We start from the raw sequence: 21,509 nt of genomic DNA, 5'->3' as shown, positions 1-21,509 counted from the left end.
GTCGTCAGCCGACGGGCACGGGGGAGGCGGCCATCAGTTCGCTTGTGTAGGGATGAACATGGTCGGTATCGAAATCCTCGATCGCCAACAGGTCGACCATCTCGCCTCCGCGCATCACGGCGATGCGGTGGGCGATTTGACGGATGAGGTTGAGATCGTGGGTGATGAAGAGAAAGGCGGTCCCGGTCGCGGCACGCAGCGCCAGCAGCAGTTCGATGATCTGTGCCTGCACGGAAACGTCGAGCGGCGCGGTGATCTCGTCGCAGATCACGATCTTCGGCCGTGCGGCAAAGGCCCGTGCAATGGCGACGCGCTGCTTCTCACCGCCCGAGAGCTGGTGAGGCCAGCGACCGGCATAGGACGCCGGCAGGCGAACCTGCTCGAGAAGGCGGGGAATCTCGGCGGCGTTGCCGCCATAGAGTTTGAGCGGACGCGACAGGATTTCGCCGACCTTGTGGCGCGGATTGAGCGAGGCATCCGGATGCTGGAAGATGATCTGGACGTCGCGGCGGTAGGCCGCGTTCATGTCGCGCGCGCCCGTGATCACGCGATTGTCGAAGCGGACCGTCCCCGAAAAGCGGGCAAGACCGGTGAGCGCGCGCGCCACCGAGGATTTGCCCGAGCCGGATTCGCCGACGAGGCCGAGGATTTCTCCGGCCCGCACGTCCAGGCCGACGCGCCTGGTCGCCGGCGGCGGCGCATGGCCAAAGAGTTTGGCGCGACCGTAATGAACTTCGATGTCCGAGGCCGCGAGAAGAACGTCATCGCCGGATTTGTCGTGAACGAGGCGATGTTCCGGCCGCGGCACGGCCTGCACCAGGGCTTGCGTATCGGCATGACGCGGCGCGCGGAAAATATCGGCCGCGGGCGCCTGCTCGACCAGACGGCCGTGCTTCAGAACCGCGACCCGGTCAGCGACCCGCGTCACCAGCGCGAGATCGTGAGAGATATAGAGCGCGGCAACGCCGGTCTCCTCGCGCAGCCGGGCAAACAGTTTTAGGATGCGGGCGCCGGTGATCACGTCGAGCGCCGTGGTCGGCTCGTCGAACAGAATGACGTCCGGCCGGCAGCCGAATGCTGTGGCAATGATGACACGTTGCTTTTCGCCGCCGGAGATCTCGTGCGGATAGCGCCGCATGATCGCGGCCGGGTCGCGCAGCTCGACATGGCCGAGCAGGTCGATCGCCAGTGCATTCGCTTCGCGTTGGCTGAGGCCGCGATGCTGGATCAGCGTCTCCGTCACCTGCCGCCCGATGGAGAGCGTCGGGTTGAGCGCGGTCGAGGGATCCTGGAATACCATGCCGAGCCGGCGACCCCGGATTTTCGTCAGCTCCCGCGGGCCCAGCCGCTGAAGGTCGGTGTCGCCGAGATGCAGGGAGCCTGCGATTTCGCGGGCGTTGTCCGGCAAATGGCGCATCAGCGCCCAGGCGAGCGAGCTCTTGCCGGAGCCGGATTCCCCGACCAGGCCCAGCACCTCGCCGGGCGCGATCTCCAGCGAAATATCGTGCAGCACGCGCACCGGTCCCGCGGCCGTCAAATAGTCGAGCGTATAGTTCTTGATGGCAAGCGCCGGGGTCACCGCTCGTCCTTCGGATTGAGAGCGTCGCGAAGGCCGTCGCCCAGGAGGTTGAAGGCAATGGCGGTGAGCGCGATCGCTGCGGATGGCGCGATCAGGCCCCACGGCGCCTGATACATATATTGCCGGGCATCGGCGACCATGAGCCCCCATTCGGACGCAGGCGGCTGCGCGCCGACGCCGAGGAAGCTGAGCGTTGCAAACAGCATGACGGCAAAGGACACGCGGATGGTGGTTTCGATCACGATCGGCGCCATCACGTTGGGCAGCATCTCGCGGAAGATGATCCACAGCGCGCTTTCGCCGCGCGCGATGGCCGCCTTGACGTAGTCCTGGTTGCGGATGTTGAGCGCGACCGAGCGTGTCACGCGCGCCATGCCGGGCGCAAAGGCGACCGCGATGGCGACGACAGCGTTGCCGGTGCCGTTGCCGAGCGTCGAGACCAGCAACAGGGCCATCAGAAGGCCCGGGATCGCCATCACGGCGTCGTTGGTGCGCATGATGGCCTCGTCAGTGCGGCCGCCGAGATAGGCCGAGCCGACGCCGATGATCGCGCCGGCTGCGCTGCCGGCCAAGGTCGCGATGAGCGCCATTGGCACGGTCGAACGTGCGCCGACCATCAGGCGGCTCAGGATGTCGCGGCCGAATTGATCCGCGCCCAGCCAGTTCTGCCAGCCCGGCGCGCGAAACCGGCCGAGAAAGTCGATCTTCTCCGGCGCGTAGGGCGCGAGTGCCGGTCCGAACAGGCAGGCAATGGCGATGAGCGCCAGCAGCGCGACACCGACAAGACCCTGCGGTCTTCGGATCAGGCGGATGAGCAGCTCAGTCATAGCGGATCCGGCGGTCGAGAAGCGCGTAGGCCATGTCGGCAAGCGTGTTGGTAATCGCGTAGGTCGCAGCCATGATCAGTGCGCCTGCCTGGATCGATGGCAGGTCGCGCGTGGTGATGGCGACCATCAGCGCACGCCCGATGCCCGGAATGGCAAAAATCTCCTCGATCACGATGATGCCGCCGAGCAGGTAGCCGACGTCCAATGCGATGATCGTGACGACCGGCAACATGGCGTTGCGCAGAGCGTGGCGAAACAGCACGGTGCGTTCCGGTAGTCCTTTCAGCCGCGCCGCGCGGATGTAGTCCGACTTCAGCACGTCGAGTGTCTCGGAGCGCATCATGCGCATCACATGAGCGATGAGGATCATCGAGATGGTCAGGACCGGCAGCGCCAGATGACGGATGCCGTCGCCAAAGTCCTCCAGCAGCGAGACGTAGCCTGTTGCCGGCAGCCAGTGCAGCGTGTCGGCCAGCAGAAGCGCAAGCAGCGTTGCGGTGACGAATTCGGGCAGCGAGACACCGAGATAGGCGATCAGGCTCACGCCCGCGTCGGTGAGCCTGCCGTGCCGCAGCGCCGCCACCACGCCAAGCGGCACGGCGACGAGCAGCGTGACGAGGATGGAGGACACCGCGAGCAGCAGCGAACGCGACAGCGCCGTCAGCATATCGGGGCCGACGGGCTGGCTCGTTCGCATCGAGATGCCGAAATCGCCGCTGAAAACGCGGCCGGCCCAGTGCAGATATTGCTGCCAGGCGGGAGCGTCGAGTCCGAGTCTTGCCCTGAGCGCTGCCAGCATTTCCGGCGTCGCGTTCTCGCCGAGCAGCGACTGGGCCGCGTCGGCCGGCAGGATCTGCGTGATGGCGAACACCAGCATCGAGACCACGATGAGAGTGTAGCCCATCAGCAGCAGGCGACGCGCAAGCCAGGCAAGTGACACCCGATACCTCCGGCGTCAGGCGCGCTTCGGCGCGCCGGTGCCGAGCGAGACCATGTCGAGGCGGAACACCGAGCCGCGCGGATGCAGCGTGTAACCTTCGACATAGGCGCGCTGGGCGGCCAGAAGATCGAAGAACGCCGAGATCACCGAGGGGACCTCCGTGTTCATCAACTCCTGCGCCTTGGCATAGAGCGCGTTGCGCTTGGCCTCGTCGGTCTCGACGCGGGCCGCGTTGATGATGGTGTCGAACTCGGCATTGTTCCAGTGGGTCTCGTTCCAGGTCGCATTCGAGGTGTAGAGCAGGTTGAAGATCGCATCTGCGGTTGGCTGCATGTTGTAGAAGCCGACGTAGAAATTGCCCTTCTTCCAGACCTGGTCGAGATAGGTCGCGTGCGGCATCGTCTGCACGTTGATGCGGAAGCCCGCTGCTGCCGCCATTTCGCGAACCGCGACGCCGAGCTGGGTGCGGGTAGCCGGCCTGTCGGAAGCGATCAGCGTCAGGTCGATCCCGTTGGGATAACCGGCCTCGGCCAGAAGCTGCTTCGCCTTGGCGACATCGGGCTTCTTCATCGGGATGTTCTTGTAGAAATGATAGGCGGAGTTCAGCGGCGTGTCGTTGCCCGGCGTTCCGTAGCCGCCGGCGACGAAACCGACGGTGGCCTCGCGGTCGACCGCCAAGGCGAGGGCCTGGCGGACCCTGACATCGTTGAACGGCTTCTGGTCGCATCCGAGGTTGATATTGAGAAACTGGCCGGAGGGCGTGCGCAGCGCCTTGACGCCGCTGGCCTTCACAAGCCGCTCATACTCGCCGGGCGTCGTCGTCAGGAGCAGGTCGATCTCGCCGGACATCATCGCCGAGGCTTCGGCGGTGCGATCGGGATAGACGAGCAATTCCACGCGGTCGAGGTACGGCCGTGCCGGGTCGTAATAGGCAGCGTTGCGTTCGACGACGATCTTCCGATCGGGCTCATAGGACACGAGCTTGAACGGCCCGGTGCCATTCGCCGTCGTCGACAGGATCGCGAGGTCGGATGCAATGATTTTCGCCGGAACGATCCGCGCGTTGAGATAGGTAAGCGCCACCGGCAGGTCGGCATAGGCGCCCGAGAGCGTGAACTTGACGGTCAAGGGATCGATCGCTGCGACCTCTTTGATCGGACCGACATTGGTTCGGCCGGGGGAGGCGGTCTTCGGATCGAGGATGGCATTGATGGTGGCGACGACATCTTCCGACGTCAGCGGCGAGCCGTCGTGGAATGTCACGCCCGGGCGCAGCTTGAAGATCCACTCCGTGCTTGTCGCGTTCGGCTCCCAGGAGATCGCGAGGTCCGGTTCGACGGTCATGTCCGGCTTCAGCCGGGTCAGGTTGGAGTAGAGCAATTCGGTGACGAGATATTCGGGATTGACCCGCGCCAGCATCGGATGAATCACCGATGCCGCCTGGTCCAGCGACATCCGCAGCACGCCGCCACGCTTGGGGGGCTCGGCGCTGGCAATCCTGGGAAGGGTGACGAGGCTTATGGCAGTTCCGGCAAGAAAGAGGCGGCGGGTGACGGACAGCATCGGAAGACGCTCCTGAGTTAGCGAATGGCGGTTGCTTCGGGCGAAAGATCGGAACGGAATTCGGCAGAGAGATAAGCAAGGACCGACTTCGCCAGTGCGACGATGTCGGAGCGTGTCGTGAATTCGCCGGGGGCGTGAATGCGGCTGTCCGGCCGGCCAAGGCCGGTCAACAGGATCTCCTGCATGCCGGTGGCTTGCACCCAGCCGAAGTCGGAGCAGCTCGTCGCGCCCCATTTGGCGAATGCCTCGGGGGCGTAGCCGAACCCGGCCGACAATGCTTCCTGCCAACGCGGCCAGTGCGGACCGGTTGGATCCGACGTCGGCATCAGATGACCGGTGAGGGCGATCTCAATCCCGGCGTGCGGCGCGGCCTTGCGGATGACGTCCTCGATCTCGCGACGCGCGCCGAAAAAGTCCTCTTCCGGCGCATAGCGGCGGCAGACGAGGATCTCGAACTGCGAGGGAATCTGCCCGCCGCATTGGCCGCCATGCGCGGCGGAAATGTCGAGCTGTGCGGCCAGCGGACGAGTCGCGCCCGGCGGGGCTGGCAGGGCGGAGGTGCGCCCTGCGATCTCCGGCTTCAACGCCGCAAGCGCGTTGAGGATCGGCAGCGCGGCCTCGATGGCATTGGCTCCGGCTCCTGCGCTTGCGGCCTCGCTCGCATGAACTGTCCTGCCATGAACGCGCACCAGAAGCGTGAACAGGCCGAAGCAGCCGGCCCAGATGCGTGGCGCGGCCGCGCCGTTGAAATTGAGGATGTGCCCTTCCAGCAAGCCCTGTTCGGCGAGATAGCGTATGCCGGGATAGAGCCCGCCTTCCTCGTCGGTGCAAAGCAGCAGCATCGGATCGTAACCGAGCGGCAGGCCGGTTATGTCGGCGGCGCGCAATGCCAGCAGCACGGCGGCGATGGTGCCCTTCATGTCGGCGGCGCCAAGGCCGATCAGTTGGTCGCGATCGCGCGTCAACCGCAGCGGATCGGTGATCCAGCCCGGTGAAGCCGGCACGGTATCGACGTGGAAATACAATCCCAGCACCGGCTTGCCGGAGCGGCGGCGTGCGATGAGATTGGTGCGCGCCCCGTGCGCCGGGCCGCCGTCGACGCGCCACAAGTTCTCGGGCACTGCGACGCGCCGGCATTCCAGGCCGAGCGTTGCGACGACGCCTTCCATCAATCCGGCAAATGCATCGTATCCCGCGCCGGGCGGGAAGCTGGTGTCGACCGCCACCATCCGCGCGAGATCGTCGACCGCGCTTTCGGCGGTCCGTTCGATCTCGGCAAAGCCGTCGGCCAGGGTCGGCCCGGCCAGCCGGGGGCTTGATGGAGGCGAAATCATTTGCGGTGGTTCATTTCTATATTCTATAAAGAAATAGACGATGGACGCCGACGGCTGTCAATTCCAAAGAATGAGGCACACGTGACCGGCAAACAGGCAAAGGCAGCGACCAGCGGCCACGCGAGCCTGCCGGTTCCGCTGTACGAGCACGTCAAGCGGCAGCTCGCCGAGGCGATCCTGGTTGGGGAATTATCCCCCGGTACTGTCTTGCCGGGCGAGGTTGCGCTGGCGGCGCGGTACGGAGTTGCGGTCGGTACCGTCCGCCGCGCTCTGGCGGATTTGACGGCCGATGGCATGCTGGTGCGCCGTCGCAAGACCGGAACGGTCGTGACCGGCCGCGCGCCGCAGCACAGCCTGCGCTTCTTCTTTCAGTATTTCCGGCTGCACGGAGAGAACGGAAGCCTGCAGCGCTCCGTGCCCGAAGTCCTGGCCGTGGCGATCCGGCCGGCAAGCTCCGAGGAGGCCGCGCTGTTCTCGGAAGCCACCGGAGAGCCGCTGCTCTGCCTCCACCGTATCAGGCGCGTCGGCCGTGTGCCGGTCATGCATTCGCACATCAGCCTGGTTGCGCGCCGCGTCCCGGATTTCCCTCGGTCCGCGGCGCGCGTGCCGGCGCTGCTCTATCTTCATTTGCTCGATGCCTATGGCATCCGCATTGCCGCCATCCGCGAAAAGCTGCTGGCTGAGCTCGCGGACGCGGAAGATCGACGTCTGCTTGGGCTGCGATCGCCGAGCGCCGTGCTGGTCATCCGCGAGGAAGCCTACGATCAGGCCGGGGCATTGGCGCTGCTCAGCGAGCACCGCGCGACGACCGCGCATCATCACTATGTGAACGAGATCCGCTGACGGTTCGAACCTTCCTGGTCAGTTTCCCGGCCCACCGCGGAAAAGGCACAGGCGTTCGCCGCGACCCCGCGCTACCAGCCTTCATCCGGCGATTGACATGCAATTATTACATGTCTAAAAATATGCAAATACATACAATCGTGAGATGCCTGGATGGACGTGCATCCGCTCAAGCTCAAGGTGAGGTCGTGGTCCGCGGAAACCCCGCTGGTGCGGAGCCTTGTCTTTGACGTGGAGGGCGGTGTCGCGCCGCAATGGCAGGCGGGCGCACATGTTCGCGTGGCGCTCCCGAACGGAGGCGACCGGCCGTATTCGCTGATGGCCTTGCCGGGGCTCCCGGATGGCGCTCTGGCGCTCGGGGTGCTGCGCGAGCAGGCCTCGACCGGAGGCTCGCAATTCATGCACGCGCTGAAGATCGGCGATGTCGTGAGGGCCACGGCGCCGGTCAACAATTTCCATCTGCACAAGGAGGCGTCATCCGCGCTGCTGTTTGCAGGCGGCATCGGCGTCACGCCCATCCTGTCGATGGCGGCTGAGCTGGAGGTCTGCGGCAACCCATATCGCCTGCACTATGCGGGCCGCGCGCGCGGGATGCTGGCGTTTCTGCCACAATTGCAGGAGATCTGCGCGGACAGCCTCTCCATCCATCATGACGACGACGCCTCCCGCCTGGATATTGCGGCAGCGCTCGGCGATGTGTCGGTCGGCTGCCACATCTATGTCTGCGGCCCAGCGGGCATGATCGACGCGGTCAAGGCAGCGGCGCTGGCCGGCGGCATTGCGCCGGACCACATTCATTACGAGCTCTTCAAGGCAGAGCAGCCGGGCGTGCCCGACGCGCCGTTCGAGGTCGAGCTCAAGTCGAGCGGGCAGGTCGTCACCGTCGCGGCCGGCCAGACCATCATCCAGGCGCTGGAGGCCGCGGGCCTCGATGTTCTCTACGACTGCCAGCGCGGCGATTGCGGCATCTGTCAGTGCGGCGTGATCTCCGGCGTTCCCGATCATCGCGACGTCATTCTCAGCGACGACGAGAAGGCCTCCAACACGGTCATGCAGATCTGCGTGTCGCGGGCGAAATCGGAACGACTGGTATTGGATCTCTAGCGAGAGGCAAGGGGCGTCATGGACAGATACCGGAACAATGCCTTTGCGGTCGAGGCGCTGGTGCGCGACACCGAGGTGCATCGCGACGTCTATGTCGATCCTGAAATCTTCGAGCTCGAGATGGAGCATCTGTTCCCGAACAGCTGGATCTATATCGGGCACGCGAGCCAGCTATCGAAGCCCGGCGATTTCATCACCGCCAATATCGGCCGGCAGCCGGTGCTGGCGAGCCGTCATACCGATGGCGCGATCCACGTGTTCTACAATCGCTGCCCGCACAAGGGCGTGAAGATCGCGTCCGAACCCTGCGGCAATACCGGAAAGTTCTTCCGCTGTCCTTATCATGCCTGGTCGTTCAAGACCGACGGCTCGCTGCTCGCGATTCCCCTGAGGAAGGGCTACGAGGGCACCGGGTTCGGCGATGCGCAGGCCAATGAGGGGTTGTCGAAGATCAGGAACGTCGTCGTCTACCGCGATTTCATCTTCGCGCAGCTGAACGACAACGGCGTTTCCTTCGCGGACTATTTCGGGGAGAGCCTGTCGACCATCGACAACATGGTCGACCGTTCGCCGGAGGGGAAGCTCGCGGTCGTCGCCGCGCCGATCCGCTACATGCACACCTGCAATTGGAAGATGCTGGTCGAGAACCAGACCGACACCTGCCACCCGATGGTGGCGCATGAGAGCTCGGCCGGCACCGCGGTCAAGGTCTGGAAGCGCGAGCAGGGCGCCTCCACGGAAACGCCGATGGCGGTGCAGCTCTACGGTCCCTTCATGAGCCCGTACGAGTTCTACGAGCAGAGCGGCATCCGGATCTGGCCGAACGGCCACGGCCACACCGGTGTCGCCAACTCCATCCATTCGAATTATTCGGACATCGAAGGCTATCTCGGCCAGATGGTTGCAGCCTATGGCGAGACGCGCGCGCACGAAATCCTCGGCGACGTCAGGCACAACACGGTGTATTTTCCCAACATCATGGTGAAAGGCGCCGTCGCGATCCTGCGTAATTTCATTCCGATCGCGGTCGACAAGACGCTGGTCGAGAGCTGGGTCTATCGCCTGGTCGGGGCGCCCGACAAGCTCTATGAACGTGCGTTGATGTACAACCGCTTCATCAACGCGCCGACCTCGATCGTCGGCCACGACGATCTCGAAATGTACGAGCGCGCCCAGGAGGGGCTGAAGTCGAACGGCAATCAATGGGTCAATCTGCAGCGCCTCTATGAGGCCGGTGAGCAGGCGGACGTCACCGCGGTCATCAACGGCACCTCCGAACGGCAGATGCGGAACCAGTTTCATGCCTGGGCCAAGTTCATGACCATCGACATGGACAGCCACGTCGAGGCCGCCGAATGATTACCGAGAAGACCATCACGGACTTCATCTATCGCGAGGCCGATCTGCTCGATACGATGCAGTGGCAGGCCTGGCTCGACCTGTTTCATCCTGAAGGGCGTTACTGGATGCCGCTCGAATGGCAACAGCAGGATCCAGTGCTCCAGCCGTCGCTGATGTACGAGGATTTGCTGCTGTTGAAGGTGCGGGTCGAACGTCTCGCCGGCGAGCGGACTTTCAGCCAGAAGCCGAAAAGCCGCTGCCACCATCTGCTCCAGGCGCCGCAGATCGTCGCGTGCGATCCGGAGGCCGGATTGTTCAAGGCGCGGACCTCCTACATTTACACCGAGACGCGTGGCGACCTGCTGGAGCGTTTTTCGGGATGGGCCTCGCACGATCTCGTTCAAATCGGCGACGGCCTGAAGATCAAGCTCAAGCGCGTCGATCTCGTCAATTTCGACGCGCCGTTCGGCAACATCCAGCTCTTTATGTGAGATCACCTTGACCGCTGCGACCACCGTTTACGCACGCTTTCGCGAAACCGTCCTCCACAGCAGTGAGGCGGGTTTCCTCAACGTCCTGCCGGAAACCGCCGGGATCTACGGCATCGCGGCGGGTGAGATCTCGTATGGCGCCATGCTCGAGCGAGTCGAGCACTGGCGGTCGTCATTTGCGCGCCGGGGCTATGGCGAAGGCCACCGGGTCGGGCTTCTGCTCCAGAACCGGCCCGTGTTCATCGAGCTGTGGTTCGCGCTGAACGCGCTCGGCGTCTCCGTCGTGCCGATCAATCCTGATTTGCGGACGAGCGAACTCGAATACATCATTTCCCATTCCGAGATGAATGCGGCCTTCGTGCTTGCGGAGCGGCGCGCCGAGGTCGAGACGGCGGCGCGTCAGGCGGGCCGCGCCATTGCGGTGGTGACCGACACGGACGAGGTTCCTCCACCCTTCGGCGGTGCGCTGGCTGCGGCCTCAGGCGATGGCGCGACCGAATGCGCGCTGCTCTACACATCGGGGACGACAGGGCAGCCGAAGGGCTGCGTGCTCACCAACATTTATTTCCTGCATTCCGGAAACTGGTATCGCGACGTCGGCGGCCTGTGCGGGCTGAAGGCTGAGGGCGAGCGCATGATCACGCCGCTGCCGCTGTTCCACATGAACGCGATGGCGGTGTCGCTGATGGCGATGCTGTCGGTCGGCGGCTGCCTGACCATGCTCGATCGCTTCCATCCGCGCAGCTGGTGGGCTTCGGTGCGCGACAGCCGCGCCACCTGCCTGCATTATCTCGGCGTGATGCCCTCGATGCTGATGAGCGCGCCTGAAACGCAGCAGGACAAGGCCCACACCGTGCGGTTCGGCTTCGGTGCCGGCGTCGACAAGCTGCTGCACGCGCCATTCGAACAGCGGTTCGGCTTTCCCCTGATCGAAGCCTGGGCGATGACGGAGACCGGCAGCGGCGGCGTGATCGCCGCCAATTTCGAGCCGCGCAAGATCGGCACCAGCTGTTTTGGCCGGCCGGCGGCGGAGATCGAGATCCGTATCGTCGACGAGAGCGGCAATGATGCGCCGGTGGACATGCCGGGCGAGCTGCTGGTGCGGCGGGCCGGTGCAGATCCGCGCTACGGCTTCTTCCGGGAATACCTGAAGAACCCGCAAGCCACTGATGAGGCCTGGGGCGGCGGCTGGCTGCATACCGGCGACATCGTGTCGCGCGATGCGGACGGCGATTTGCATTTCGTCGACCGCAAGAAGAACGTCATCCGCCGCTCCGGCGAGAACATTGCCGCGGTCGAGGTCGAGTCGGTTCTGAACCGTCATCCCGCGATCCGTCAGGCCGCTGTTGCGGCAACACCCGATCAGGTGCGTGGCGATGAGGTCGCGGCCGTCATCATCGCCGAGCAGGCCGGCGCCGGTCGCGCGATGGCCGAAGACATCGTGCGCTGGAGCCTGGAGCAGATGGCCTATTACAAGGCGCCGGGCTGGATCTGCTTCGTCGACAGCCTGCCGCTGACCGCGACCGAGAAGATCCAGCGCGGCGGTCTCAGGGACTATGTGGCGAAGCTGATGGGCGAGGGTGCGTTCTTTGACCTGCGCGACCTCAAGCGGCGGCAAGTCTGAGACAAGTCTGAGGGTATCGATCATGAGCGAGACGCGCACCACACTCGTCACCGGCGGTAACTCCGGAATCGGTGAAGCCTTGGCAAAACGGCTCGTCGAGAAAGGCCAGCGCGTCGTCTCGGTCGGGCTGGAGAAGCCCAGCTGGACCCATGATCTGCTCGCCGCCTATTGCGCCGACCTGACCTCCATCGAGGAAACGCGCGCGATCGCGCAAGCGATCTGCAGGGATCACGTGATCGATTGCCTCGTGCACAATGCCGGCATCATCCTGCCGAACCTGCTGCAGGATGCAAAACCCGAAGACATCCTGACGCTGGCACAGCTGCATCTCGGCGCGCCGATGCTGCTGACCCAGGCTGCGATGGAGGGGATGCGCGCGCGCCGGTTCGGGCGCGTCGTGTTCGTGTCCTCGCGCGCGGCGATGGGGGCTGCGACACGCTCGGCCTATTCGGCGACCAAGGCCGGCGTGCACGGCATGGCGCGGACCTGGGCGCTCGAGCTCGCCGCTGATGGCATCACCGTCAACGTCGTCGCACCCGGACCTATCCTCACGGACAATTTCTGGGGCATCATTCCGAAAGGCTCGGAGCAGCAGGAGCGGATGGCGCGCAACGTGCCCGTCGGCCGGCTCGGCTCGCGCGAGGATGTCGCCCATGCGATCGAGTTCTTCCTCGACGAGCGTTCCGATTTCGTGACCGGCCAGGTGCTCTATGTCTGCGGCGGCGCCAGCCTCGTCGGGCTCGGTCCGAGCTAGATCTGGTTTTGCCTGATATTCTCGACCATCTTCGCAAGCACGCGGGCGCAGATTTCGATCTCGTCGGGGTCGATGCCCGCGATCAGCCGGTCGTAATTGGTCGCCATGATCGGCCAAATCTTGCGCAGCAGCGCTTCGCCGTCTGCCGTCAGCGCCACCACCCGGCGCCGCTGGTCCTCCTCCGCGATCTCGCGCATCACGAGGCCCGACGACACCATGGATTCGACCATGCGGCTTGCGGTCGATTGCTCGGTGACGGCGAGAACGGAGATCTCGTTGACGGTCAGGCTCTTGTAGATGAACAGCACCGACAGCGTTCGAAACACAACATTGTTGATGCCGTGCTCGGTGAGATCGCGGTTCTGGTCGAGGTTCCAGCGATTGGCGAGGCGGTTGAACAGGTACGGAATGTAGCTTAGCAGCTGGTCCCTTGTCCGGGGCGGACCTGATTTCCACCTGCTCTTGGAATCTTTGGCCATTATCTTTTGCGTCTTTACTTCTGCTTCAGGAGCGAATTTTCGAGGAGAGGGAGCGCAGCACCGATAATGCGGTGTCCAGCTCCCGGGCCGGAATATTCTCCAGCCGTTTGCTGAGATGCTTCTTGTGGATTTCGGCCGCCTTCCGGAACAGCTGCTCACCCTTGGGCGTCAGGCGCACGATGAACGATCGCCGGTCCTCGCTCGACATTTCCTTGCTGATGAGATCGTCGGCCAAAAGGCGCTGCACCAGCCCGGAGACGTTGCCGCCGGAGACTTTTAGGTTCTGCGATAGTTGCCCGAGCGCCAATCCGTCCGGGTAACGATCGAGCTGGGCCAGCACGTCGAACTTCGCCAGCGACAGCCCGAACTCGGTGCCCAGCATCGCATTCAGCGCCGCAAAAATCTCGCCATGCAGGGAGAGCAGCTGAAGCCAGAGCCGGGTTTCGATCTGCCCAGGGACGGGACCAATGTTCTCTTTGAGTGCTGCCGCCATCACGCAAAACTCTTGATGGTCTGGATCACGCCGTCGAGCTCCTTGCCGGGGCCGTCCTTCAGCGCGGCTTCCCGCAGCCGCCGGGCCCAGTCGGCGGCATCGTCGCGCCGCTCCACCAGCTTGATCGCGGCCAGCGTCTTGTCGAATTTCGACAGCCCGCGGCTGTGGGTATCGGAATAGCCCTTCACCAGCCGGCGGCATTGCAGGATTTCGACGCCGAGCTGGTAATTGATGCCGACGGCCTCGGTCGCGGCCTCGAGCCACGCGTCCCGATGATCAGTCTCGACGGCATGGCGCAGCGAGCGGCGGCGCATGCCGCGCAGACCTGCCACCGCATAGAGCGCCAGGAACCACGGCAGCGAATAGGTCCGCACCCGACGCCCCTTGTTGACGCGGCGATCGAGCCAGCCGAGCAGGCGGGGTTTTGCGCCAAGCCAGCGTCCGAAGCCCGCCGGCAGCATGCCCATGACCTCTTCCATGCGCGGATGCATGAACTCGGTCGTGTGCAGGACCTGGTCTTGCGACAGCTCCATCTCGTTCTCGATCCGCGTGCGACGAGCGCTGCGGGTCTTGAGATCGGCGACGCGGATAACGTCGTCATAGCTCATCGCGTTGGCGAGGTGCTTTGCGGCGGCCTGCGTGAATGTGTGGCCCTTGTCGGCGCCACCGGCGTTCCGGTCAGCAGTGGACAGCTTGCCGAGGATGTCGAGATACTCAGTGCCATAAGCGACATCCTGAAAGTCGACCACCTTCTTCAGGCCGGCACGCGTCATCGCCTGCGCGGGCTCGGGCAATTCCTGCGTCAGCCGCGCGACAAGCCTGCTGAGCCGCGGATCGAGCGGCGCGGGCGTTGCGCTGGCCTGCGCCGGCAGGATGGGTGCCGAAACCTCCGCAGGCCCGGTCTTGACGCGGTCGAACGCGGCGTCAAAGGTCTCGAGGCTGGCTTTTGCGCCCTTGCCGCCAGTGCGGATCACGTCGAGATAGCTCTCGCGGCTGAATGGCAGCACGTTGGCCGCGGCGAGCGCGCCGAACATCGCCGCCGAGATGACGCTGCCATGCGCGATCGCCAGCGCGTTGAGGTCGAAGATGATTTCGGTCTTGGCGGCAACGCCGATCGCACCCGTCACGGCGCCGTCGTCGGCAATGCCGTTGCCCGGCGCGATCTTCTCGCCGATCGCAAGCGAGCGGTGATTGGAAGCGATCAGCGTCGTGCGCTCCGGCGTCACGAGGCCGCGCAAGATCGACCGTCCCGCTTCCATGAACTCCGCGGCCATCACCACGTCGACATCGCCGGGCGTCGGCATCAGCGAGAGGATTGGCCTCCGGCCGTCGAGCAGCGGCATCGCCTCGATGTAGTAGATTGTCGCGCCGGTGCGCTGGGCGACGCCGGGCACCGAGGTCGATTGCGCGGCCCAACAGTGGTTCTCGGCGAGCTGCACGATCCAGTCGGTGAGGACGCCGCCGCCCTGGCCGCCCATCGCAACGATCGCGATCGAGATCGGTCGTTCGGTCGCATCGCCCGCGGCGGGCAGGGCCAGCCGTACCGTCTCGTCTCTCATGCCAGCGCCTCGAGCGCAGGCCGCCTTCGGTCGCGCCGCCGTTGCAGCCAGCCGATCACGGACATCGCGACATCAGATCTGAACTTGTCCCATCGGCTCGGATTGTGAATGACGTCGGCGCGATAGAACGAGGGGCAGAGCACCGCGGCTTCGGCGACCTCGCCGCAATTGCCGCATCCGACGCAGGAATTGTCGATCGCCGCGACCGGATCGTCGCGCAGGGGATCGTCGAGCTGCTTTACGGAGAGCGACGGGCAGCCGGATAGCCGGATGCAGGCATGGTCGCCGGTGCACACGTCCTCGTCGACGCCGAAACGTTCCTTGACGATGCGCACGCCGTCCTTGATCGCCTTGTTGATCTGCGGCTTCACGCGGCGCTGCTTGTTCAGCATGCATTCGGACGAGGCGACGATGACCTTGGGGCCTTCCTCCTTGGTCGTCAGCGCTTCCTTCAGCGTGTCGCGCATCTTGGCGACGTCATAGGTGCGGTCGAGCTGGCGCACCCATTGGCCGCCGATGCCCTTCACCGCCTGCGTGATCGAGTTGTTGGTCTTGCGCCGCTTGTTGGTCGCGCGCGACGACAGGATGTCCTGACCGCCGGTCGCGGAGGTGTAGAAATTGTCGACGATGACGAAGACGCCGTCATGCTTGTTGAAAACGGCATTGCCGATGCCGCTGGTCAATCCGTTGTGCCAGAAGCCGCCGTCGCCCATCACTGCGATCGAGCGCTTGTCGGCCTTGACGTTGAAGGCCGAAGTCGATGCCGGGCCTAGGCCAAAACCCATGGTGGTCGCGCCGATGTTGAACGGCGGCAGGATCGAAAACAGATGGCAGCCGATGTCGGCCGAGACGTGATGCTGGCCGAGCTCTTCCTCGACGAGCTTCATCGCGGCGAAGATCGGCCGCTCCGGGCAGCCGGTGCAGAGCCCGGGCGGGCGCGCCGGCACGACCTGCTTGAGTTTTTCGATGGCGGGATGATTGAGCACCGGCGCAGCATCCGGCGCCGGCGGCCGGTTGCCGAGCAGCCGCGGCTCGGTCTTCTCCAGAAATTCCCTGACGCCGCCGAGCAGGATTTGCGCGGTGTAGTCGCCGCCCATCGGCAGCACGTCCTTGCCATGGATTCGCGCCTGGATGTCCCTCCGGCGCAGCACGGTGTTGATCGCCTGCTCCAGATATTCCGGCTGGCCTTCCTCGACGATCAGCACGGCTTCCTTGTCGAGGCAGAACTCCGCAACCTCCGTGTCGATCACGGGGTAGGTGACGTTCATGACGTAGAGCGGGATTTGCGTGTCGCCATAGGCGTCCGACAGCCCGAGATATTGCAGCGCGCGGATCACATTGTTGTACATGCCGCCCTGCATGATGATGCCGACCTTGCCCTGCTTCGGCCCCATCCACTCGTTCAGCCTGTTGTCGCGGACGAAGCCGATCGCCGCGGGCATCCGGGTCTTGATCTTCTCCTGCTCGTGCTCGTAGGCCGCCGGCGGCAGCACGATGCGGTTGACGTCACGCTTGGGGTTGTTGAGCGCCTCCTTGATGGTGTGCGCGGGCTTGACGTTGTCCTTGCAGGCGAAGCTGCCGTGCATGTGGCAGGCCCGCACGCGGACCTCGAGCATCACGGGCGTATTCGAGAACTCGGAAAGTTCAAAACCCTTCTCGATCAAATTGACGATGCATTCATGGTCGGGGCGCGGGTCGAGCAGCCAGATCTGCGATTTCATCGCAAAAGCGTGAGTCCGCTCCTGCATGATCGAGGAGCCCTCGCCATAGTCCTCGCCGACGATGATCATGGTGCCGCCGGTGACGCCGCCCGAGGCGAGGTTGGCGAGCGCATCGGAGGCGACGTTGGTGCCGACCGTGGACTTCCAGGCGACCGCGCCGCGCAGCGGATACATCACCGAGGCCGACAGCATGGCGGCGGCCGCGGCTTCGTTGGCCGAACTCTGGAACACGACGCCGAGATCGTCGAGCACGTCCTTGGCATCCGCAAGCACGTCCATCAGATGCGAGATCGGCGAGCCCTGATATCCCCCGACATAGGCGACACCCGATTGCAGCAGCGCTTTGGTGATGGCGAGGATGCCTTCGCCGCGGAAAATGTCGCCATCGCCGAGCCGGAGATCCTCGACCTCGCGAGCAAAGGAACGTTCAGCCATTGCACCCTCCAGAAATATGCGTTAGCATACGTTTACATGTAAAGTAAGTCAACGCCGCGCCATGCTATCACGCCCACGGAGCTCTGCTCTGAAAGCGGATCATGAGCCAGCGACAGGGTAGGGCCCATGCTGAAGCTGCCGCGCTTTAGAGCTGCCGCCGTCCAGGCCTCACCCGTCTATCTCAACCCGAGCGCAACCGCCGACAAGGCGGCTTCACTGGTCCGTGAGGCCGCCGCCAACGGCGCCAAGCTCGTTGCGTTCCCCGAGGTGTTCGTTCCCGGCTATCCCTACTGGAACTGGATCACCGATCCTGTCACGGGCAGCGCGTGGTTCGAAAAGCTCGCCAAGGCGTCGGTGCTGGTGCCGGGCCCGGAGATCGATGTCGTCAGGAAGGCCGCGCGCGATACCGAATGCTACGTGGTGCTCGGCGTCAACGAGCGCAGCCCGGTGTCGCTGGGCACGATCTACAACACGCTGGTCTTCATCGGCCCGGACGGCGCGCTGCTCGGCAAGCATCGCAAGCTGGTGCCGACCTGGGCGGAGAAGCTGACCTGGACCGGCGGTGACGGATCGAGCCTGCGCGTCTATGATACCGAGATCGGACCTCTCGGCGCGCTCGCGTGCGGCGAAAACACCAACACGCTCGCGCGTTTTGCGCTGCTCGGCCAGGGTGAGCTCGTGCATGTCGCAAGCTACATCTCGCTTCCCGTCGCGCCCCCCGACTACGACATGGCGGAGGCAATCAAGCTGCGCGCGATTGCGCATTCCTTCGAAGGCAAGATTTTTACGATCGTCTCCTGTTCGACGGTCTCGGAAGAGATCATCGCGGCGATGGAGACAATCGTTCCCGATGCGCGGGCGCGCTTGCAGCGCAAGTCGAGTGCGTTCTCGGGCATCATCGGTCCTGATGGCCGCGTGGTCGGAGATTCGTTGATCGACGATGAAGGCATCGTCTACGCCGACATCGACCTCGATCGCTGCATCCAGCCGAAGCAGATGCATGACATCGTCGGACACTACAACCGGTTCGACATTTTCGATTTGCGGGTCAATCGACGGCCGCAGGCGCCGCTCGGCCTCGCGGACGGTGAACGCATGAATGGTGAGGCCGCGGAGCAGGGCGGGTTCGCCTCGATACCACTCAGGTCGGAATGAGAGCTTCGGGCGCGTCGAGATGGCAACGCCACGAGACAGGAGGTTAGCATGCGTGAGAACGTGATCGGCCGGGCCAATGTCGAGGACACCCCCGAGCTCAAGGCCTATTACAAGGACCTGGAAAAATACGAAGCCGGCGCGCTCTGGACGGTCGCCAACAAGATCGAGCCGTGGGCGCCGCAATCGGCATCCGTTCCCGTGCTCTGGCGCTACAAGGATCTGCGCGAGCATGTGCTGCGCTCGGTCGAGCTGGTGTCGCCGGAGAAGGCGGGACGGCGGGTGATCTATTTGAACAATCCCGGTCGCCGCGACGTCTCGGCCGCGGTGGGCTGGCTCTATTCGGGCCTCCAGGTGATGCATCCCGGCGAAGTCGCCACCGCGCACGCGCACTCGGCCTCGGCGCTTCGCTTCATCATGGAAGGCGCGGGCGCCTACACCATCGTCGACGGTCACAGCATGACGCTTCGTGCGCGCGATTTCGTGCTGACGCCGAACGGCACCTGGCACGAGCACGGCGTCGATGCGAACGGCTCCGTCTGCATCTGGCAGGACGGGCTCGACATCCCGCTGGTCAATGCGCTGGAGGCCAATTTCTTCGCGGTCCATCCGAAGATCCAGCAGGAGGCCTCCGGCTACCCCGTGGATGGCACGACCAAAACCTGGGGCAATCCCGGTCTGCGGCCGGCCGGTTCGACATGGTCGAAAGGCTATTCGCCCATGTTCAAATATGAGTGGGAGCCGACCTACGAGTCCCTGCAGAAATATGCCGCCGCGACCGACGGCTCGCCCTACGACGGCATTCTGATGAACTACGTCAATCCGGTCACGGGCGGACATGTGATGCAGACGATTGGCGCCAGCATGCAGTTGTTGCGGCCGGGCGAGAGGACCAAGGCGCACCGCCACACCGGCAGCTTCCTCTATCAAGCCGCCAAGGGCAGCGGTTACTCTATCATCGCGGGCAAGCGTCTGGATTGGGAGGAGCGCGACATTTTCTGCGTGCCGTCCTGGGCCTGGCATGAGCACGGCAATACGTCCCAGAGCGAGGATGCCTGCCTGTTCTGCTTCAACGATCTGCCCGTTATCGAAGGCCTCGGCTTCTACCGGGAGGAGGCCTATGGCGACAATGCGGGCCACCAGCCGGTGGCCGCCTGACATCTTCACAGAACTCAATCGAAAGAGCCGGATAGAGCTGCCATGCGTCTTGTCACCTACACCTTGGGCTCCAGCGGTGCCCGCGTCGGAGTTCTCGTCAGCGGATTGGTCGTCGATATCGAGCGGCTCGGGGCGTCGCGTGGCCTCGCCTGGCCGAGCGACATGCTGTCGTTCATCGACAACAGCGTGACCTTGCTGCCGGCGCTGCGAGACTGCCTTGAGAGCGTCAACGGCCGCCTGCCGACCGGCTCCGCCGTTCCGGTCGAGGACGTCAAGCTGCAAGCGCCGATCCCGCGCCCGCGCAAGAACATTTTTGGCATCGGGCTGAACTACCGTGAGCATGTCGCCGAATCCGCCATGAGCCTGGATACCAGCAAGGATCTGCCGAAGCAGCCGGTGGTGTTCTCGAAGCCGCCGACGTCGGTGATCGGTCCGGGTGCTGCAATTCACCACAACGCGAAAATGACGCAGCAGCTCGACTGGGAGGTCGAGCTCGCCGTCATCATCGGCAAAACTGCGACGCGCATTCCGGTCGAGAAGGCCATGGACCATGTCTTCGGCTATTCGGTGATGATCGACATCTCCGCGCGCGACAATCGCCGCGCTGGCCAGTGGATCTTCTCCAAGGGCATGGACACCTACGCGCCGTTCGGCCCCTGCATCGTGACCGCGGACGAGATTCCCGATCCGCATGACCTCAGGCTGTGGCTGACGAAAAATGGAGTCATGAAGCAGGACTCCAACACCAAATATATGATCTTCGATATCCCGGTCCTGATTGCCGACATCTCGTCGGGCATGACGCTCGAGCCCGGGGACATCATCGCGACAGGCACGCCCGAAGGCGTCGGCGCGGGGAGGAGCCCGCAGGAATGGCTGTGGCCAGGCGACGTCTTGGAGGCCGGCGTCGATGGTGTCGGTGTCATCCGGCATCCCGTTGTCGCGATCTGATGAAATCGTTCTCGTTCGATCGCGAATTGCGCTTCGGGGATTGCGACCCTTCCGGGATCGCGTACTTCCCGTCCTACCTGAACATCCTCAACGGTGTCGTCGAGGAGTTCTGGGCGGGAATCGGCTTTCCCTGGCCGGAGCTGATCACGGTCCGGAAGATCGGGACGCCGACGGTGCATCTGGCTTGTGATTTTGCGCGGCCGTCGATGTTCGGCGATCTTCTGACGTTCAGCTTGCGCGTCGTCCGGGTCGGCGGATCGTCGCTTCATCTGGAGCATGTCATCTCGGGTGCGAATGGCCCGCGCTGGCGCGCGCGCCAGATCCTTGCGGCGACATCGCTGGTGGATCATCATGCGATCCCCTGGCCCGATGACGTTAGAGCCGCACTGATGGCGCATCTGAGCGTGGGCGAGGGCACCGAGGCAACCTCAGCATGATCTCGCTCTTCATGACATTCTCTGACTCCACAGGCGAACGGCGCATTCGTCCCGACGAGGTTGACGCCGTAGCCGAACTGGTCGGATCGATCCCTGCCATGACCGAGGGCTTGCTGTTCACGCCGCTCGAACAGTCGGTCGACCATCCCTACAAGGCCGATGGCGCCGGCCCCGTGTTCGCGCTTCAACTGCGATTTCCCGACCTGCTCGCGTGCGAGGCGGCGATGGACCGCCGCGGCATCCTTGCCAGCCTCGCGGCTGGTGCCGGACACTCCGGCCTCACTGGCCTCGACGTCACCCACCAGGTGATGCTGACACGCGCATTTCCCGTCGATGTCGCCGAACATCCGGCAGGAACGACAACTCCGTGCAGCTACCTCGTGCACTATCCCGGTCCGGCCGAGGACATGAACGCCTGGAATCTGCATTATCTGGAGCATCATCCGTCGATCATGCGGACCTTCCCGAACGTCCGCGGAATCGAGATCTACACCCGCATCGACTGGATCGACCGGCTGCCGTCGAGCCGCGTCGAGCACATGCAGCGCAACAAGCTGGTGTTCGACAGCCCGCAAGCCCTCGCGCACGCACTCGGCTCCGACGTGATCACGCGCATGCGCGCGGACTTCGTGAAGTTTCCGCCGTTTGCAGGCAGCAACAGGCATTTTCCGATGCTGACGCGGGTGGTGAAGCCCGGCTCTGGAAAGCCGAGGGTGTGAGCAAA

At 64.3% G+C, this 21,509-nt stretch carries 20 protein-coding genes; 11 read left to right on the top strand and 9 right to left on the bottom strand.

Going from position 1 to position 21,509, the window contains the following annotated elements:
- Positions 1–4: 4 nt before the first annotated feature.
- Genes BMW89_RS05620 through BMW89_RS05600 form a run of 5 tightly spaced genes read right to left on the bottom strand, consistent with a single transcriptional unit; the run spans position 5 to position 6,243 of the window.
- The gene (locus tag BMW89_RS05620; protein WP_092023625.1) at positions 5–1,579 is read right to left on the bottom strand and encodes an ATP-binding cassette domain-containing protein; all 1,575 of its coding nucleotides are present in this window, start codon (positions 1,577–1,579) and stop codon (positions 5–7) included.
- Positions 1,576–2,406: an ABC transporter permease gene (locus BMW89_RS05615; protein ID WP_092023623.1), complete on the bottom strand. Its 831-nt coding sequence runs from the start codon at positions 2,404–2,406 to the stop codon at positions 1,576–1,578. The genes BMW89_RS05620 and BMW89_RS05615 overlap by 4 nt, the downstream gene beginning before the upstream one ends.
- Entirely contained in the window at positions 2,399–3,346 is a 948-nt protein-coding gene (locus tag BMW89_RS05610; RefSeq protein ID WP_092023621.1) for an ABC transporter permease, read from the bottom strand. Before BMW89_RS05610 ends, BMW89_RS05615 begins: the two co-directional genes overlap by 8 nt.
- 15 nt (positions 3,347–3,361) lie before the next feature.
- A complete protein-coding gene (locus BMW89_RS05605) occupies positions 3,362–4,909 on the bottom strand; it encodes an ABC transporter substrate-binding protein (RefSeq protein ID WP_092023619.1) in 1,548 nt (515 codons plus the stop codon).
- Between the two features lie 17 nt (positions 4,910–4,926).
- Positions 4,927–6,243 (bottom strand): M20 family metallopeptidase, encoded by a 1,317-nt coding sequence (locus BMW89_RS05600; RefSeq protein WP_092023616.1) that lies wholly within the window; start codon positions 6,241–6,243, stop codon positions 4,927–4,929.
- Positions 6,244–6,324: 81 nt separating this feature from the next.
- Here BMW89_RS05600 and BMW89_RS05595 point away from each other — a divergent pair, with 81 nt between their 5' ends.
- The 6 genes from BMW89_RS05595 to BMW89_RS05570 all read left to right on the top strand — a co-directional run bounded on the left by BMW89_RS05595 (position 6,325) and on the right by BMW89_RS05570 (position 12,400).
- Positions 6,325–7,086 carry a GntR family transcriptional regulator gene (locus BMW89_RS05595; RefSeq protein ID WP_092023614.1) on the top strand — a complete coding sequence of 254 codons (762 nt, stop codon included), beginning with the start codon at positions 6,325–6,327 and terminating at the stop codon, positions 7,084–7,086.
- A 153-nt stretch (positions 7,087–7,239) separates the two neighbouring features.
- The gene (locus BMW89_RS05590) at positions 7,240–8,190 is read left to right on the top strand and encodes a PDR/VanB family oxidoreductase (RefSeq protein WP_092023612.1); all 951 of its coding nucleotides are present in this window, start codon (positions 7,240–7,242) and stop codon (positions 8,188–8,190) included.
- A gap of 18 nt (positions 8,191–8,208) precedes the next feature.
- On the top strand, positions 8,209–9,549 hold the full coding sequence (locus BMW89_RS05585; RefSeq protein ID WP_092023610.1) for an aromatic ring-hydroxylating dioxygenase subunit alpha: 1,341 nt from the start codon (positions 8,209–8,211) through the stop codon (positions 9,547–9,549).
- Entirely contained in the window at positions 9,546–10,022 is a 477-nt protein-coding gene (locus BMW89_RS05580; RefSeq protein WP_092023608.1) for an aromatic-ring-hydroxylating dioxygenase subunit beta, read from the top strand. Before BMW89_RS05585 ends, BMW89_RS05580 begins: the two co-directional genes overlap by 4 nt.
- 7 nt (positions 10,023–10,029) lie before the next feature.
- Positions 10,030–11,646 (top strand): ATP-dependent acyl-CoA ligase, encoded by a 1,617-nt coding sequence (locus BMW89_RS05575; protein WP_092023606.1) that lies wholly within the window; start codon positions 10,030–10,032, stop codon positions 11,644–11,646.
- 22 nt (positions 11,647–11,668) lie between these two features.
- Complete coding sequence (locus BMW89_RS05570; RefSeq protein ID WP_092023604.1) at positions 11,669–12,400, top strand: SDR family NAD(P)-dependent oxidoreductase; 732 nt, start codon at positions 11,669–11,671, stop codon at positions 12,398–12,400.
- Here the strand turns inward: BMW89_RS05570 and BMW89_RS05565 are convergent.
- Genes BMW89_RS05565 through BMW89_RS05550 form a run of 4 tightly spaced genes read right to left on the bottom strand, consistent with a single transcriptional unit; the run spans position 12,397 to position 17,087 of the window.
- Positions 12,397–12,879 (bottom strand): MarR family winged helix-turn-helix transcriptional regulator, encoded by a 483-nt coding sequence (locus BMW89_RS05565; protein ID WP_092023602.1) that lies wholly within the window; start codon positions 12,877–12,879, stop codon positions 12,397–12,399. The genes BMW89_RS05570 and BMW89_RS05565 overlap by 4 nt on opposite strands.
- 25 nt (positions 12,880–12,904) lie before the next feature.
- Positions 12,905–13,372 carry a MarR family winged helix-turn-helix transcriptional regulator gene (locus BMW89_RS05560; protein WP_092023600.1) on the bottom strand — a complete coding sequence of 156 codons (468 nt, stop codon included), beginning with the start codon at positions 13,370–13,372 and terminating at the stop codon, positions 12,905–12,907.
- Entirely contained in the window at positions 13,372–14,931 is a 1,560-nt protein-coding gene (locus tag BMW89_RS05555; RefSeq protein WP_092023598.1) for an indolepyruvate oxidoreductase subunit beta family protein, read from the bottom strand. The genes BMW89_RS05560 and BMW89_RS05555 overlap by 1 nt, the downstream gene beginning before the upstream one ends.
- Positions 14,928–17,087: a thiamine pyrophosphate-dependent enzyme gene (locus tag BMW89_RS05550; RefSeq protein WP_092023596.1), complete on the bottom strand. Its 2,160-nt coding sequence runs from the start codon at positions 17,085–17,087 to the stop codon at positions 14,928–14,930. Before BMW89_RS05550 ends, BMW89_RS05555 begins: the two co-directional genes overlap by 4 nt.
- A 126-nt stretch (positions 17,088–17,213) precedes the next feature.
- On the opposite strand from BMW89_RS05550, the gene BMW89_RS05545 reads away from it, so the two are divergent.
- From BMW89_RS05545 to BMW89_RS05525, 5 genes are read left to right on the top strand one after another with little or no spacing between them, the layout of a single operon-like run.
- Complete coding sequence (locus BMW89_RS05545; protein ID WP_092023594.1) at positions 17,214–18,242, top strand: carbon-nitrogen hydrolase family protein; 1,029 nt, start codon at positions 17,214–17,216, stop codon at positions 18,240–18,242.
- 48 nt (positions 18,243–18,290) lie between these two features.
- Positions 18,291–19,397, top strand: a complete 1,107-nt coding sequence (locus tag BMW89_RS05540; protein ID WP_092023592.1) for a cupin domain-containing protein — start codon at positions 18,291–18,293, stop codon at positions 19,395–19,397.
- 42 nt (positions 19,398–19,439) lie between these two features.
- The gene (locus BMW89_RS05535) at positions 19,440–20,348 is read left to right on the top strand and encodes a fumarylacetoacetate hydrolase family protein (RefSeq protein ID WP_092023590.1); all 909 of its coding nucleotides are present in this window, start codon (positions 19,440–19,442) and stop codon (positions 20,346–20,348) included.
- Entirely contained in the window at positions 20,348–20,785 is a 438-nt protein-coding gene (locus BMW89_RS05530; RefSeq protein WP_092023588.1) for an acyl-CoA thioesterase, read from the top strand. The genes BMW89_RS05535 and BMW89_RS05530 overlap by 1 nt, the downstream gene beginning before the upstream one ends.
- An 11-nt stretch (positions 20,786–20,796) precedes the next feature.
- Complete coding sequence (locus tag BMW89_RS05525) at positions 20,797–21,504, top strand: hypothetical protein (protein WP_244547534.1); 708 nt, start codon at positions 20,797–20,799, stop codon at positions 21,502–21,504.
- Positions 21,505–21,509: the final 5 nt, after the last annotated feature.

The organism is Bradyrhizobium sp. OK095 (genome assembly GCF_900109945.1).
GTDB lineage: Bacteria > Pseudomonadota > Alphaproteobacteria > Rhizobiales > Xanthobacteraceae > Bradyrhizobium.
The sequence above is the reverse complement of the archived record's forward strand: the minus strand, read 5'-3'. Positions and strand labels throughout refer to the sequence as shown.